This window comes from Bacillus sp. USDA818B3_A, assembly GCF_009928415.1.
Taxonomy (GTDB): Bacteria; Bacillota; Bacilli; order Bacillales; family Cytobacillaceae; genus Neobacillus.
The window spans coordinates 65,660-82,252 of the sequence record NZ_JAABNN010000015.1 but is presented as its reverse complement, the minus strand read 5'-3'; the positions used below and the strand labels follow the sequence as shown (position 1 = coordinate 82,252).

Genomic DNA, 16,593 nt, shown 5'->3' with positions numbered 1-16,593 from the left:
TAATTAAGCTTTGAATCTCAATAGAGAGGATTTTAATATCCAGAAACCCTAAAGAATTAAAACTATTGAACAGGCAGATAAATTCCCTTTAGGTCTTTCGTCTAAGGAGAAATGAAGTTGTTGGTAAAAAAGGAGGATATTTGATTTCCTTAACTGAATTTTGTTGCAATTCCAAATATTGTTTTTTATACTGAAAAATGTAACCGATTACATTTTGAAAAAATGTCATCAATAGGGAGAATAGCGCTTATGGCCAAAATGAGTGATGTTGCAAGATTAGCGAATGTATCAACAGCAACAGTTTCAAGGGTTCTTCGTAATCCTGAGACAGTAAAAGAACATACGAGGAAAAGAGTTCATGCAGTCATTGAGCAGCTGAATTATCAACCAAATATTCTCGCTCGTCATTTACGAAGAAACGAGACTAATACAATTCTTGTTTTAGTTCCTAATATTTTAAACACAGTTTTTACAGAAATAATAGCAGGGATCGAATCTGAAGCTGCAAAGAATGGCTATCGAGTTCTCCTAGGTAATACAAATATGAAAGTTGAGAATGAATACGGTCTTATTGACCTTTTAAAACAAAAACAGACAGATGGAATGATTTTGTTTTCCGCGAAAATGGAAAGAAAAACGTTGCTGCAATTAAGTAAGGACTACCCGATTGTGCTTACATCTGCTTATCTCGATGGTTTGAAAGTACCTACCGTTTCGATTGATAATATTAGCAGCAGCCGTAGAGCGGTTGAACACCTTATTAGGCTAGGACATACTAGAATTGCCCATATCTCAGGTCCTTTAGAAGAATATACCATTGCGAGGGATCGATATAAAGGCTTCCAGCAAGCGATGATCCATAACGACTTAGAGATCGATAGTATGCTAGTTCAAGAGGGGGATTTTAAGTATGAATCAGGCTATAACCAAATGTTAAAGTTTATGGCAATGGAAAAGCCGCCGACTGCTGTTTTTGCTGCAAGTGATAAGATGGCTATGGGGGCTATAAAAGCGGCTAAAGAGCATGGAATTCATGTTCCAAAAGATTTAGCGGTTATTGGATTTGATAATATCAAATTTTCCTCACTTTTTGAGCCAGCACTTACAACTATTTCACAGCCGTTTTTTAAAATGGGACAGACTTCAATGGAGTTGTTGTTACAACAAATTCAAGGCAAGCCGCTTTCTAAAATGCAATATATTTTAGATAGTGAGTTAGTCATTCGAGAATCGTGTGGGGCAAGCAAAAATATAGAGATCCAATGAAATAAACATAGGTTTTGTTCAAAAATGTAATGGATTACATTTTAGGGAGGTGGTTAGAGAAGGGATAGTAGGTTTTTTAGTCTGGATTTTTTGTAATCGATTACATACGGGTGATAAGAGAACGCAAAATGACAGGTAATCCAATTAAGTTTAAGTTTGGGAGAACGGTAGTGGGTTAGTCCCCTTACCTTCCATATAAATTAACGATAATCAGGGGGGAAAGAGTTGAAAAAGTTAATTTCTATAGTAACAGTTTTAATGGTTTTATTATTATCTGCTTGTGGTCTTAATGGCAGCGGTTCATCAAGCAAATCATCGGCTGGGGCTGAGGGCAGCAAAGGAAACAATGGTAAGAAAGTGTTGGAGTTCTGGCATATTGATCCAGGTGAAAAAGAAAAGGTATATGAGGAAGCCGTTGCAAGGTTCGAGAAAAAACATCCTGATGTTGATGTAAAGGTTCTCCAAATTCCAAATGACGCTTATAAACAAAAGCTTTCTGTTGCTATGTCAGGTAATGATGCACCTGATGTGTTTCATAGTTGGGGCGGAGGTTGGCTGAAAAACTTTGTCGACCAAGATAAGGTGTTAGATATTACGGATGCAACGGATAAGGCTCATTTTAATGAACTTTCTCTTGCTAATTCAACCTTTGATGATAAAGTGTATGGTTTGCCTCTAGGATTATCACTTGATGTCGTGTTTTACAATAAAGAGATGTTTAAAAAGTACGGGTTAACAGCACCAAAGACATATGATGAGTGGCTTACTGTGAACGATACTTTAAAAGAAAATGGTATTATCCCAATTGCTTTAGCAAATCAAACGAAATGGCCTGGAGCATATTTGTTTATGAACTTTGCAAGTCGCATTGCAGGTCCTGAATTATTTAACAGTGCTTTCCATAGAGAAGGTAGAGGTTTTGATGACCCGGCATATGTTCAAGCAGGAGCGTATCTTCAAGAATTGGTAAAAAAAGATGCATTTAATCCAGGATTTAATGGAGTTCCATACGATGAAGGACAAGGACGCCAATTACTTTATTCTGGAAAAGCCGCAATGATGGATATGTCGACTTCATTCGTAAATAACGTAAGACAAGAAGCACCAGAGTTTGAAAAAAAGCTGGATTTCTTCTTATTCCCAACTGTTAAAGGTGGTAAAGGTGATCAGACAAATGTCGGAGCAGTAACAGCCCCCGTTTGGTCAGTAGCGAAAAATAGCAAATATCCTGATTTGGCAGCTGAATTAGTCAAGGAACTTACAAGTGCAGAAACCGCACAAAACTATATGGATCGTACAGGTTCACTATCAGCTATAAAAGATGTTAAACCGTCGGATGAATTTACAAAACGTTTTAATGAAGTTGTCAAAAGTGCAACTCATCTGCAAATGCCGTATGATCAAACACTTCCTCCGGAATTAGCTGAATTGCATAAAGATACAACCCAAGCCATTTTTGGATTGGATATGACACCAGAAGAAGCCGCTAAGAAGATGGAAGCAAAAGCGAAAGAGGTTTTAAAGTAACACATAATGGGGGGAGTTTTCCCCCTTATGTCACATACATAAAAAGGGAGGAGAATGATATGGAAACACAGGTTAAAGCAGCTGAATCTATGGCATTAGTGAACCCTGCTGCTCGAATAAGGAGCAAAAAGTTGAAAGGTGCAATAACCATTGGACTGTTTGTAGCACCAGCGTTAATTGTCTATTCTGTCTATGTTTTGTACCCGGTCTTAACGACATTAATGTACAGCTTCTATAATTGGGACGGAATGGGAGTTGGAGTCTTTGTTGGATTACAAAACTACATAGACCTATTCAAAGACGCGATTTTCTGGAAGGCACTTACAAACAATACCTGGGTTGTTTTTACATCCGTTTTTGTTCAAATTCCTTTAGGTTTAATCATGGCTCTTATGCTGTTTGCGCCAATAAAGGGAATTAGGTTTTTCAGCAGCGTTTATTTTTTCCCGTTTCTTATGTCAACAGTAGCGGTCGGTTTATTATGGGTATTGATGTTTGACCCAATTAACGGAATCATTAATCAGCTAATTAATGTATTTGGCTTTGAAAATGTTGCATGGTTAAGTCAGTCCAACACTGCCCTTTTTGCTGTATTAGTTGTTATTGTTTGGCAATTTTCCCCATTTTACATGATCCTTTTTAAAGCCGCAATTGTCGGTATTCCAGAAGATTTATATGAAGCGGCAGAAATTGACGGTGCTAATCCGTTAACTAAGTTTTTCCACATTACTCTTCCTTTGCTAATGCCAACAATTGTCAGCTCTTCCATTTTAGCGATTGTCGGGTCATTAAAGGCGTTTGATATTTTCTATATTATGACTGGCGGAGGTCCTAACCATGGGACGGAGTTATTAGGTACATACATGTTTAAGCAGGCTTTTATTAACTTTAACATGGGGTATGCTAGTGCCATTGCCTTTGTGATGTTCTTTGCTGCACTTGTTGTCACAATAATTATTCAAGTGATGGACAATTATCGCAAAAAGAGAGGAGCCTAAGTATGACGATTGGATTTAAAAAGATACCTCTTTATGTCGTTGCAGTTTTGTTGCTAGTCTTCACTGGATTTCCCTTTTTATATATGATCTCAACATCTCTGAAGACGCAGAGTCAATTTTTTGAAGAGCCATTTGCGTTGTTTTCTTCTTTTAATCTCGAAAACTTCCAGACTGTTTTCGAAATGGGGCTTACTCGTTATTTTTTTAACAGTATTTTAGTTTCAATTGTAGCAGTTTTTGGGGTTATGATTATCGCTGCTTTAGCAAGCTACCCATTAAGCAGAATGAAATTTAAGATTAACAAACTTTTGTTTTTATTGTTTATTTCAGGAATGATGCTGCCAATTCATGCAACGCTTATTCCAATTTTTAAGCTTTCACAAAGCATGGGGATCTTTGATACGCTGTGGGCATTATTAGGACCGTATATTGCATTTAGTTTGCCGATTTCGATCTTTATTTTAACGCAATTTATGCAGGATATTCCGAAATCTCTTGAGGAAGCGGCTAAAATGGATGGATGCAATCATTTCCAGATCTTCTGGCGAGTAATTCTTCCGATGCTGACTCCTGCCTTAATGACCGTGTTAATTTATAATTTCATTCATTTGTGGAATGAATTTATCTTTGCTCTTGTCCTGATTTCTAGTCCGGAAAATATGACATTGCCTCTAGGATTACAAGATTTTAAAGGGGAATTTTCTGTAAATATTCCTGGATTGATGGCAGCCTTGACACTTGCTAGTCTTCCAATCTTAATTGTGTATCTTTTCTCACAAGAAAAAGTGGTAAAAGGTCTTGCTGGTGGTGCAGTTAAGGAGTAGGAGATGCTTCGAAACAATAAAAATATTAGAAAGGGATGGTTTTTAATATGGGGAAATTAAAAGTAGGAGTCATTGGTTGTGGAAGTATTGCTAGAAGACGTCATCTAGTTGAATATGCAGCTAATCCGGAGATTGAAATTGTTGCTGTTTGTGATATTGTTGAAGACCGTGCAAATGAGATGGCTAAAGAATATGGAGCAAGAGCTTTTACTAAATATCAAGATGTACTGGAATTAGAAGAGATTGATATCATTAGTGTCTGTCTTCCTAATAATCTTCATGCACCTGTTTCGATTGCTGCTTTAAATACAGGTAAACATGTCCTTTGTGAAAAGCCAATGGCAACCTCAAAAGAAGAAGCAGAAGAGATGATCGAAGCTGCAAATCGTAACCAAAAAACATTAATGATCGGACACAATCAACGATTTGTTTCTTCACATCAAAAGGCGAAACAAATAATAGAGAGTGGAGAAATTGGCAAGATCTATAGCTTCCGTACAGCTTTTGGCCATCCAGGGCCAGAAGCATGGAGCATTGATGGCAGAACAAGCTGGTTTTTCGATAAAGAGCAGGCATTTATAGGAGCGCTTGGAGATCTCGGTGTACATAAATCTGATTTGATCCGCTATTTATTAGGGGAAGTTGCAGAGGTTGGTGCATTTGTTGAAACAAGTGCGAAAGATAATACCGATGTCGATGACAATGCAGTTGCCATATTAAAAATGGAATCTGGTGTTATTGGGACGTTAGCAGCAAGCTGGTCCTATGTAGCAAGAGGAGATAATAACGCTACAATTATTTATGGAGAAAATGCGATTTTAAGATTAGAAGATGACCCTGACTATTCACTTATCGTTCAATACAAGAATGGAGAAGTAGTTAAGTATGAACTAGATAAGATTCAAACAAATGATGAAGGCGGGCAAACAAATAGTCATGTCATTGACCATTTTGTGGATGCCATTTTAAATAACAGAGACCCTCTTATTACTGGGGAAGAAGGTATGAGGTCTCTTGATGTGATTTTAGCTGCTCTTGAGTCAAATGAGACAAAGAGAATGGTTAATTTGAAACCTGTTCCTGTCATTTAAAAAACAATTATGATCATATTAGGCATGCAATTTGCAAAAACAGTAACTAATTATTGGCCATAAGATCGCTGGCAAAAGAATAAGCAGGAGACTTGGTTCTTATGCTTATTGTATTTAAACAAAAGGGGAATCTAGAAAAGGTCTTCCATCAGTTTATAAAACTGTTGGGAGGCCTTTTCTTTTTACGCATTTTTGCTTTTGGATGTTCTAAGAAGTTTTCGCCTTCACAATATTGAAACACCTTTTCTTCTTTTACACCATTACAATAAAAGAAAGTCATTCACGTTAAAGGGGCCATTTCTAATGAAGTTAAAATTTAACCTCCCCCTCCGTTATAAAATCACGTTTCTAGTATGCGGGGTAAGTATTCTATGTTTATTAGTAACGAATTATTTCATACAGAGAAATTTTGAGCAAACGATCATCGCGAATATAGAAGAGAAAGCAAAGGATATTTCTAAAACAGCCGCACTTTCTCCTGTTTTTGTAAATGGACTAAGCGGGAAGGATAGTGACAAAACAATCCAGCAATATGCAGAGAAAATGCGGAAGGCAGCTAATGTTTCCTTCCTTGTTGTCCTAGATATGAATGGAATCAGAAAGTCCCATCCCCTGCCAAGTAAAATTGGCAAGAAATATGCTGGCGGTGATGCAGGGGAAGTTTTTAAAGGCCATGAACATATGTCAATTGCCAAGGGGACATTAGGAAAATCGTTACGATATTTTACCCCCGTATACAGCCAAGACGGCAAGCAAATCGGAGCCATCTTGGTAGGTGTTTTAATAGACGATGTGGAGCGGCAAGTCGCAAAGAGTACAAGAGTCATCCTTTTCAGTATGCTATTAGGAATTATCGTTGGTTTAATTAGTGCGATTCTTTTAGCCAATAAGGTGAAGAAAATATTATTTGGAATGGAACCAGTCGAAATAGCCCATCAACTTGAACAAAGGAGTGCCATCCTGGAGTATGCTCGTGAAGGGATAATCGCAGTGGATCAATTCTCAAGAATCACGCTCCTCAACAAGGAAGCTTCCAGATTAATAAAGTTAATGGGAATTTATAACGATCCAATTGGAATGGATATTGGACAGGTGATGCCTCAGTTTCAGTTGTCCTCATTAATAAGCGGCGGAGCAAAGATACTTGATAAAGAATACTCGTTTCGGGGGCTTGTCATTGTTGCCAACATTGTTCCCATTTATGTAAATCAGCAAATCACTGGAGCTGTAGCCACTTTTCGTGACAAAACAGAAATTAAACAAATGGCTGAACAGCTTACAGGGGCAAGGGCATATGCGGAGGCATTAAGGGCACAAACGCATGAATTCATGAATAAGCTTCATGTCATTCAAGGATTGGTCACAATGAAAATTTATGATAAGCTGACTGACTACGTAAAACAAATCTCTCACTCTTTTCAAACCGAGGTTGGATATTTATCGAAACGAATTAAAGACCCTGTAATTGCAGGATTTATCATTGGTAAGGCTAGTTATGCCAGAGAAAATGGGGCCAAGCTTATGGTCACAGAAAAAAGTTATGTTCCAAAATCAAATAATAATGATAGGATACAGGATTTGGTCACCATCCTAGGAAACTTAATTGATAATGCAATCGATTCCTTACAGGGCTGCAAAGAGAAGATAGTGGAGGTAGAGGTGTGTCCGGTTGAAAACCATCAACTATCCATCACAGTTTCTGACACTGGAACCGGAATGAATAGAGAAATTCAAGAGCAGGTACTTGAAAAAGGTTTTTCCACAAAGGGAGATAACCGAGGAATAGGACTTTATTTAGTCTTTGAGACAATTAAGAAGTTAAATGGAAAAATGACGATTTCATCCAAACACCAACAGGGAACCACCATTCATGTATCGATTTCATTAGAGGGAGAGGAGCAGGAGTTATGATTAGAACGGTTATAATAGAAGATGATCCGATGGTAGCCGAAATCAATCGCCGTTATTTAGAGCAAATCGAGGGATTTGAAATTGTTGGAATGGCTGGAACGATTGAAACTGCTCTTTTAATCCTGGAAAAGAAAAAAGTGGACCTGCTTCTGCTGGATATTCATATGCCGGGAGAAAATGGCTGGGACTTAATGTCTAAAATCCGCGGATTGGGAAGTGAAATGGATGTTATCGTTATTACTGCATCGTGCGACAAGGAGAGCATTAAGAAAGGGCTCCGATTTGGCGCAGTAGACTATTTAATTAAACCGTTTGAGTTTGAGAGATTCCAATCTGCACTCATTACCTATCAAAAGGAACAAAGGGTGATCGATGACCAGGATCAGCTTAATCAAACAGATCTAGACCACTTATTACTTCATAAAGAACAAATGGTTTCAGAGGCATATGAGTTACCAAAGGGGCTGACAAAGGATACGCTTTGTAAAGTATGGAAGCAGGTCATCAAGATGGGCAGGGATGCTTGTTCAACAGAGGAGCTTGCTTGTAAAACGGGCATATCCAGGGTTTCAATGAGAAAATATGTTCACTTTCTAGCGGACATTCAGGTTCTGGAAACGGAAATCGAATATGGTGCGATTGGTCGACCAGTGTATATGCACAGGATGACAAATGATGCCGGAAAAATAATGACAGCCCGGCCGATTAGTGATAAATGTTTAAAGTGCAATGAAAAGTGTGCAGCATTTGAATAAGAATTTTAAAGCAGTGTCTCCTTTTCAAAAGGGAAGCACTGCTTTTTTTATGAGAAAGAATAAAAGTTCTTAACTTTGAGAATTGTCCAGCTCCAGCGCCTAGCCCCTCGAGGTCATAAGCCAATCCGTCCAAAAGGTTAAAAAGCAACCTTTCGGCCGGCTTGTCTTATGCTTGTCGGGGCTGATCAAGGCGCTTCCGCTTTTGTTATTAGTAACTTTAGTTACAAAAGTTTTTAATAACTTCCGTAAACTATAAACGGACTGCCGAATCTATTATTCTTTAATTACAGATTTAAGAAATAGATTGGCGACGGGGGGATCGATGGTTAAAAATTTATATCCGTACAGATCAGCCGCTTCATTAGGAAACTACTAATCTTGGATTAGCAGTTATTTTATTAAAAATGTTTGTGAAATACTTCACAAGATTGAACATTTTGTGAACAAAGTAATTCAAATCTAAAAGGAGATGAAAAAATGGCTATTCCTGTTTCGAAAGTAACGCAGCATCCCAAAAACCCGCAAGTCAAGGTAAAACATCCTGCAGAAGTAAAATTAGTACCATTGTTGATTACCGTTGCAATTGGAGCGATTATTTGGTTCATTCATCCGCCGCATGGCTTGTCCACTCAAGCATGGCACTTGCTGGCAATTTTCGTAGCGACAATTGTCGGCTTAATCATCAAGCCGCTTCCAATGGGAAGTGTTTCGATTTTAGCCTTAATGGCTACCGTCCTGACTCAAACACTTACCATTGAGCAGTCGCTTAGCGGATTTCAAAATACAACGATTTGGTTAATTGTTATTGCGTTTTTCATTTCAAGAGGATTTATTAAAACGGGCTTAGGCACAAGGGTTGCCTATATGTTTGTGAAAAAGTTTGGGAAAAGAACACTTGGATTATCGTATTCGCTGATTGCCAGCGACTTGATTTTATCTCCGGCGATGCCTTCAAACACTGCTCGTGCAGGCGGTATCCTGCTCCCAATCATCCGCTCTCTGTCAGAAGCTTACGGCTCGAAAGTCGGAGACGGAACGGAGCGAAAAGTCGGGGCATTTTTAACAAAAGTAGCCTTCCAAGGCGACATGATTACGTCAGCGATGTTCCTAACGGCGATGGCGGCTAACCCTTTGGCGGTTCAGATCGCTGGTGACATTACCGGAAAACATATCAGCTGGATGGGCTGGGCAACAGCAGCCATCGTCCCGGGTCTGCTTAGCTTAATCTTAATCCCACTTGTGATCTATAAATTATATCCGCCAGAAATTAAAGAAACACCGCAAGCAACGCAAATGGCGGAAAAGAAATTAAAAGAAATGGGTCCATTGAAAAAAGAAGAATACTACATGATCGGTGTATTCCTCTTGATCTTAGCACTTTGGATTTTTGGAACGAACTTAAATATCAGTGCAACGACAACAGCCTTTATTGGTTTAGGAGCACTGCTTGTCACACAAGTCCTTTCTTGGTCAGATATTAAAAAAGAAGAAGGAGCTTGGGATACGTTAATTTGGTTCTCCGTCCTGGTTATGATGGCAAGCTTCCTGAACGAATTAGGGTTAATTCCATGGTTCAGTAAAACCATGCAAGGTGCCGTACACGGTATGCCATGGATGTGGACATTAGTAATTCTGTCTGTGGTCTATTTTTACTCTCATTATTTCTTTGCCAGCAACACCGCCCACGTTAGTGCAATGTACTCCGCTTTCCTTGCGGTATTGGTTGCAGCTGGAGCACCGCCGGTTGTATCGGCTTTAGTGTTAGGTGTATTTAGTAACCTTTTTGGCTGTATCACTCATTATAGCTGCGGACCGGCACCGGTATTTTTCGGAAGCGGATATGTGTCCCAGAATAAATGGTGGTCGCTTGGCTTTATCATTTCCATCATTCATATTGTCGTCTGGCTAGGCGTCGGCGGCATGTGGTGGAAAGTATTAGGTCTATGGTAAATCATTTTAAAGGAGAGAAATACAATGCGCGAAATATCAACTAAATTAATTACCCAGACTGTAAAAGAACTTTGCATGCAAGCGGCTTGTGACCTTCCAGAGGATGTAGAAGCTCTGATTGCAGCAGGTCTGGAAAAAGAAGAATCCGAGTTCGGTAAATATAGTCTCGAAAAGATTTTAAAAAATGTAAAGTTAGCGCGTGCTGAACACGCGCCAATGTGTCAGGATACCGGAATGACCGTGGTATTTGTAGAGGTGGGCCAAGACGCCCGCATCGTTGACGGTGATTTAACGGAAGCAATCAACGAAGGTGTCCGTCAGGGCTATGAGGAAGGCTACTTACGTAAGTCCGTTGTCAAAGACCCGGTATTGGACCGCAAAAACACAGGAGATAATACCCCGGCTGTCATCCATATGGAAATTGTCCCAGGCGACAAAGTAAAGCTTGAAGTACTTCCGAAAGGCGCCGGCAGTGAGAATATGGGGGCTGTTAAAATGTGCAAGCCGGCAGAGGGAGCGGAAGGTGTAAAAGACTTTATTGTCAATTCCATCACCCAGGCAGGCGGAAATCCATGTCCTCCAGTGATTGTCGGAGTAGGCATCGGCGGCACCATGGACAAATGTACGTTACTCGCGAAAAAAGCATTAGCAAGAAAAGCCGGTGAACCGAACCCGAATCCAGCTTACGCCGAGATGGAAGCAGAACTGCTCGAACGGATTAACAAGCTTGGCATCGGGCCTCAAGGCTTTGGTGGAAAGGTGACAGCTCTTGCCGTTCACATTGAAACATATCCAACCCATATCGCGATGATGCCTGTCTGTGTGACATTAAATTGCCACGCAGCACGCCATAAAGAAGCCATTTTATAAGGGGTGTACAAGATGACAACCATTAAAAAATTGACCACACCATTAACATATGAACAGATCAAAGATTTACGGGCTGGCGACCAAGTCAGCATTTCCGGCGTCATCTACTCAGCAAGGGATGCCGCCCATAAAAATATGGTCGATGCCTTAAAAGACAATCAACCACTTCCCATTGATGTTGATGGCCAAGTGATTTATTACGCAGGACCGACTCCTGCTAAACCGGGAAAGGTCATTGGCTCCTGCGGCCCGACGACAAGCGGACGGATGGATGCTTTTTCGCCGCAGATGCTTGACCAGGGCTTAAAGGGCATGATTGGAAAAGGACCGAGAAGCCAAGCGGTGATTGAATCTATGAAGAAAAACGGGGCGGTTTACTTTGCGGCCATCGGCGGTGCGGCAGCCCTGATTGCCGATACGATTAAAAAAGTAGATATTGTCGCCTATGAAGAACTGGGACCAGAAGCGATCCGCCGGATGGAAGTGACCGATTACCCTTGCATTGTCGCAGTGGACAGTGAAGGAAACGACTTATACAAATTTGGAGTAGAAAAATATAGAGTAGTAGATTAAAACATGAATCGAGGAGAAACAACCATGCTAAGCTATGATGTCGTAATTATAGGAGCGGGTGGGGCTGGTATGATGGCAGCCCTCTCTGCTAGTGAGGACAAGAGCCTTCGCGTCGCTTGCCTTTCAAAAATTTTCCCGACACGTTCGCATACGGGAGCTGCACAAGGTGGCATTAACGCGGCAATGGGCTATCGGGATGCCAATGATTCTCCTGAAAGCCATTTTCGCGATACGGTCAAGGGCAGTGACTTTTTAGCCGACCAGGATGCCGTTGAATTTTTTACCACAAATATGCCAAAGGTCATTTCTGAACTCGATTATTTCGGGGTTCCTTTTTCAAGAGATGAGAATGGCCGGATTGCCCAAAGGCCATTTGGTGGCGCTTCGAGCCCAAGAACTTGCTATTCAGCCGATAAAACTGGACACGTTATCCTGCATGCCCTATATGAACAATGCTTGAAAAATGGCGTCAATTTCCACAATGGTTGGTACCTGTTGTCCCTTTCTGTGAACAACGGCAATTTTGAAGGGATTGTTGCAATGGATATTCGCAGCGGTGAAATCCATTCGATTCAAGCAAAATCTGTTGTGATTGCCACCGGCGGCTTTGGCCGTGTGTATTGGAGCCGAACCACGAATGCGATTAATATGACAGGTGACGGAACTGCAGCCTGCTTTAATGCGGGGATTCCATTGAAGGACCCGGAATTTGTGCAATTCCACCCAACTGGTCTAGCTTCCACAGGTGTTCTTTTATCAGAAGCCTGCCGCGGAGAAGGCGGCTATTTAATCAATAAGGACGGCGAGCGGTTTATGGCCCGCTATGCTCCAGAAAAAATGGAGCTTGGTCCGCGTGATTTGGTTTCAAGATCGATTGAGACCGAAATTAAAGAAGGCCGCGGTTTTGGGGAAGGAATGGGCTCCTATGTACTAATGGACCTTCGCCATTTAGGCGAAAAGAAAATTATGGAGCGCCTTCCGCAGGTAAGGGAGCTGGCGTTGGATTTTGAAGGTGTCGATCTGGTTAAAGAGCCGGTGCCGATTCGTCCGAGCTGCCATTATACGATGGGCGGTATTCACATCAGTGACTTTAGTACTTGCAGTACTCCGATTGAAGGCATTCATGCCGCAGGTGAATGCTGCAGCGTCTCGATTCATGGCGCCAACCGGCTTGGCGGCAATTCGGTGGCTGACGTTGTACTTTTTGGAAAGTACGCTGGATTGGGTGCAAAGGAAAGTGCGAAGCGTCGTTCGTTTACTTCTACAGAAAAGTTACTGCGTGATACAGACGAATGGGTGGAGAAGTTCAACAGCATACGCGAGAAGAAAACTGGCATTAATATGTTCAAGATTCGCGATGAACTAGCCGAAACAATGTGGAATAATGTAGGAATTTTTAGAAACGAAAGTGATATGGAAAAGGCCTATCAGAAAGTGTCCGAGCTTTTGGAAGAATATAAAGATGCTATGATTGGAGATTCCTCTGAAAAGTATAATATGGCCTTTATTAATTACGTTGAGATCGGAAATATTTTGAAGTTGGCCAAAGCGATTTCCATGGGGGCGCTGAACCGCAAGGAGAGTCGTGGTTCTCATTCTCGTGCCGACTATCCAACACGTGATGATGCCAATTTCCTTAAACATACATTGATTTATCAAGATGGAGACCAATATCGTTTGGAATATAGCCCGGTGAAGATTACAAAATACCAGCCGGAGGAGCGGAAATACTAATGTATACAAACCTATATTTTAAAATTAAGAGATTTGATGGCGAAAGCGAATGGTATCAGGATTATGAATTGCCATATGAAAAGGGCAAAACGATTCTTTGGGTGTTAACGACAATTCGGAAACAGCTCGACCCGACGCTAGTATTTACATCCGCTTGCCGTCATGCCATTTGTGGAAGCTGTGCGGTTAGAATTAATGACAATGCCTTTCTAGTTTGTAAAACTTCATTAGATGAAGTGCTCGAGACGTTTCAGACGAACAGGCTTGTATTTGAACCTTTAAATAACTTTGAGGTTATCAAGGACTTAGCTGTTGCTTGGGAACCCAAAATGGAAAAGATGGAGAAAGTTAAGCCGTGGCTTATCCCTTCTGAGGAAGGCAGCAAAGAAGATGGATTTATTCAGAGTGAAGAAGACTTTCATCAGATTGCAGCCCCAACGGATTGTATCCTGTGCGGGATTTGTGCTTCTGAATGTAATCAGCTCGCAGTCAACGATGGAACGTATTTAGATCCATTTATCCTAAACCGGGCCTACCGCTTTGCCGTTGATTCAAGGGACGCTGCACCTGAAGAACATATCATGCCGGCTTTTGAAAATGAATTATGGAAGTGCCTGCACTGCATGCAGTGTGTCACCAAGTGTCCAAAAGGAATTCCATTAACCGAGCAAATCTCCTATCTGCGCCAGGAAACGATTAAGATGGGAGAGGTACGAAACCAAGGAGCAAAGCATGCCTATGCATTTCATGATGACGTTAAGAAAAAAGGCCGTTTAAATGAAGTCATGCTCCCGGTCAAAACAGATGGTCTAATCACAACTGCGATGACAAAAGTACCATTTGCCCTAAGGATGATTCGAAAAGGAAAAATCAACCCATTCCATATCCCGAAAGAAGTAGAAGGGATTAAGGGTGTTAGAGAACTTTATAAGTTTGCACAGGAGGTAAGCGAATCATGAGATATGCATTTTTCCCAGGCTGTACATTGGAATCTGCAGCAGAAGAGTTGATGATTTCTACGAAAAAAGTGGCCGCGGCTCTAGGAATCGAACTAATTGAACTGAACGGCTGGACCTGTTGCGGCGCCAGTCATATTCAAGATGTCGATGACCTTTTGGCCACATCTATCAATGCCCGGAATATCGCTTTGGCAGAGGAGCTAAAGGTAGATAAGCTTATCACCGTATGTAATACGTGTACCTTAATGCTTCGTACGGCTAAGCTCAAAATGGATAAAAATGAAAAGATGCGTACTAAGGTGAATGAAGGCCTTAACCGAGCGGGAATGGAGTATAAAGGTACCGTTGAAGTCACTCATTTACTTTGGGCATTAATCCAGGACTATGGTTTAGAAAATCTAAGGGCAAAGGTGAAACGTCCGTTGACGGGCTTAAAGGTAGCCAACTTTTATGGCTGTCACATCCTGATGCCGCCAAATATCATGGGGTTTGAGAACCACATGAACCCGCAGTCGATGGAAATGGTTGCAAGTGTATTAGGCGCGGAGAGTGTTGATTTTGATCAGCGTCTTGCCTGCTGCGGCTTCCATGCTGTTTTTCCAGCAGAACGAGAAGTAATGGATCTTACAGGAAAGAATTGCTTATCGCCAAAGGCGCAAGGTGCTGACTGTATTGTGACCCCATGTCCATTGTGCCAAATGCAGCTTGATGCGTATCAGCCGGATGCACAGAAAGGGTTTGGTGAAGATATTACGATGCCTATACTCCACTTGCCGCAGCTGATCGGGCTGGCATTAGGATTCTCTCCAGAAGAGCTCGCCATTCAAAGACATGTTGTTAATGCCATTCCGATTCTAAATGAGGTATTGGTTTAGTAAAGTTTCTAGTCCGCTATAAAGGGGGGAGTTTCTATGCAATATGTTATGGAAAAAAGAGCGAAATTGGTGGGGAGATTGGATAAAGGAAGTCTCTGGCTGCTAAATGTCCATGATGATTGGATTCATGACCAGTACGGTGAAAGCTATATTTTTCATGGGACGATTTATTCTTCTCGCGACCCATTTCATCCATTGTCGACAACTATTACCGGCTATTTTCAAGATGAAGATACGAAGAAATGGATTAAGGTTCGAAATGGTGCAGCAGTTTTTAATCCAGAGAACATGGCTGACTCTTGGGCGGCTAGACTTGAAGACTTCATTAAAATTAAGCTAAAAACCGGTGTTTATAAGTACGTTAAGAAATAGGTTCACAAATTTGACCGCATGGGGCACCATGCGGTTTTTTTATGATTTGAAAGTAATCGAAAGTAATTAAAGGAAAAAACGTTAAAAGTAATAAGTGTTATTAATTTTATCTTTGCAAATGTTTTTATAGAAAATAGAAGATTCTATTAAAAAATCGTTATAAATAAACGAGTTCATCCGATTATTGTTGATGTTCATTATTATTTTATCGAAAAATTACATTATGATTAAAAATGAAAAAAATATTGACTAAGTGAAAGCGGAATCATATAATTGATTTAACAACAAATGAAAGTAATCGAAAGAGAGGGATTGGATATGAAAGTTGCGATTGGCAGCGATAACAATGGGGTAGTGTTAAAAGACACTTTAAAAGAATTCTTACAAGAAAAAGGGTTCGAAATGGTAGACTATGGATGCCGCACATGTGATTCAGTTGATTATCCGGATGTTGCATTTGAAGTGGCAAAGGACATCAGCGAAGGGTCTGTTGATCGTGGAATCTTAATTTGCGGAACTGGACTTGGAGTGGCGATTGCTGCATGTAAATATCCAGGAATAAGAGCCGCAACGACTCACGATATCTATTCGGCAGAACGAGCTCGCAAAAGCAATAATGCTCAGATTATTACCATGGGTGCTCAAATTATCGGACCAGAGCTTGCAAAAAAACTTGCTGAAGCATATCTGAATTCCGAATTTGAAGAAGCTAGATCTGGAAAAAAAGTTCAGAAGATTATTGATAAAGAACAAGAATTGATTGCAGCAGGAGCTGTAATCACAGAAACTCAAACTTGTTCGTAATTGATTGGAAATAAAAAATAAACTCTATGGCCTATTGTAAGCTTTATAATAGTTTCATAGAGTAAACTTTAATCAGATATGAAA

The 16,593-nt window shown here is 40.6% G+C and carries 15 protein-coding genes; all 15 read left to right on the top strand.

What is annotated here, in order from left to right:
• Window positions 1-249: 249 nt before the first annotated feature.
• Complete coding sequence (locus tag GXK58_RS19650) at window positions 250-1,266, top strand: LacI family DNA-binding transcriptional regulator (RefSeq protein WP_160724883.1); 1,017 nt, start codon at window positions 250-252, stop codon at window positions 1,264-1,266.
• Window positions 1,267-1,491: 225 nt separating this feature from the next.
• Window positions 1,492-2,793, top strand: coding sequence for an ABC transporter substrate-binding protein (locus tag GXK58_RS19645; protein WP_160724882.1), 1,302 nt, complete (start codon window positions 1,492-1,494; stop codon window positions 2,791-2,793).
• A gap of 59 nt (window positions 2,794-2,852) precedes the next feature.
• On the top strand, window positions 2,853-3,791 hold the full coding sequence (locus GXK58_RS19640) for a carbohydrate ABC transporter permease (RefSeq protein WP_160724881.1): 939 nt from the start codon (window positions 2,853-2,855) through the stop codon (window positions 3,789-3,791).
• Between the two features lie 2 nt (window positions 3,792-3,793).
• The gene (locus tag GXK58_RS19635; RefSeq protein WP_160724880.1) at window positions 3,794-4,615 is read left to right on the top strand and encodes a carbohydrate ABC transporter permease; all 822 of its coding nucleotides are present in this window, start codon (window positions 3,794-3,796) and stop codon (window positions 4,613-4,615) included.
• Between the two features lie 47 nt (window positions 4,616-4,662).
• A complete protein-coding gene (locus GXK58_RS19630) occupies window positions 4,663-5,706 on the top strand; it encodes a Gfo/Idh/MocA family protein (RefSeq protein WP_160724879.1) in 1,044 nt (347 codons plus the stop codon).
• Between the two features lie 303 nt (window positions 5,707-6,009).
• Window positions 6,010-7,617, top strand: coding sequence for a DcuS/MalK family sensor histidine kinase (dcuS, locus tag GXK58_RS19625; protein WP_160724878.1), 1,608 nt, complete (start codon window positions 6,010-6,012; stop codon window positions 7,615-7,617).
• A complete protein-coding gene (locus tag GXK58_RS19620) occupies window positions 7,614-8,372 on the top strand; it encodes a response regulator (RefSeq protein ID WP_160724877.1) in 759 nt (252 codons plus the stop codon). Before dcuS ends, GXK58_RS19620 begins: the two co-directional genes overlap by 4 nt.
• Before the next feature lie 477 nt (window positions 8,373-8,849).
• Window positions 8,850-10,322: an anion permease gene (locus tag GXK58_RS19615; RefSeq protein WP_160724876.1), complete on the top strand. Its 1,473-nt coding sequence runs from the start codon at window positions 8,850-8,852 to the stop codon at window positions 10,320-10,322.
• 24 nt (window positions 10,323-10,346) lie between these two features.
• The gene (locus GXK58_RS19610) at window positions 10,347-11,192 is read left to right on the top strand and encodes a fumarate hydratase (protein ID WP_160724875.1); all 846 of its coding nucleotides are present in this window, start codon (window positions 10,347-10,349) and stop codon (window positions 11,190-11,192) included.
• 12 nt (window positions 11,193-11,204) lie between these two features.
• Window positions 11,205-11,765 carry a Fe-S-containing hydro-lyase gene (locus tag GXK58_RS19605; protein WP_160724874.1) on the top strand — a complete coding sequence of 187 codons (561 nt, stop codon included), beginning with the start codon at window positions 11,205-11,207 and terminating at the stop codon, window positions 11,763-11,765.
• A 24-nt stretch (window positions 11,766-11,789) separates the two neighbouring features.
• Window positions 11,790-13,499, top strand: coding sequence for an FAD-binding protein (locus GXK58_RS19600; protein WP_160724873.1), 1,710 nt, complete (start codon window positions 11,790-11,792; stop codon window positions 13,497-13,499).
• Window positions 13,499-14,458 carry a succinate dehydrogenase/fumarate reductase iron-sulfur subunit gene (locus GXK58_RS19595; protein WP_160724872.1) on the top strand — a complete coding sequence of 320 codons (960 nt, stop codon included), beginning with the start codon at window positions 13,499-13,501 and terminating at the stop codon, window positions 14,456-14,458. Before GXK58_RS19600 ends, GXK58_RS19595 begins: the two co-directional genes overlap by 1 nt.
• Window positions 14,455-15,333, top strand: a complete 879-nt coding sequence (locus GXK58_RS19590; protein ID WP_160724871.1) for a CoB--CoM heterodisulfide reductase iron-sulfur subunit B family protein — start codon at window positions 14,455-14,457, stop codon at window positions 15,331-15,333. The genes GXK58_RS19595 and GXK58_RS19590 overlap by 4 nt, the downstream gene beginning before the upstream one ends.
• Window positions 15,334-15,369: 36 nt before the next feature.
• Entirely contained in the window at window positions 15,370-15,705 is a 336-nt protein-coding gene (locus tag GXK58_RS19585) for a molecular chaperone GrpE (protein ID WP_160724870.1), read from the top strand.
• 318 nt (window positions 15,706-16,023) lie between these two features.
• Window positions 16,024-16,509: a ribose 5-phosphate isomerase B gene (rpiB, locus tag GXK58_RS19580; protein ID WP_160724869.1), complete on the top strand. Its 486-nt coding sequence runs from the start codon at window positions 16,024-16,026 to the stop codon at window positions 16,507-16,509.
• Window positions 16,510-16,593: the final 84 nt, after the last annotated feature.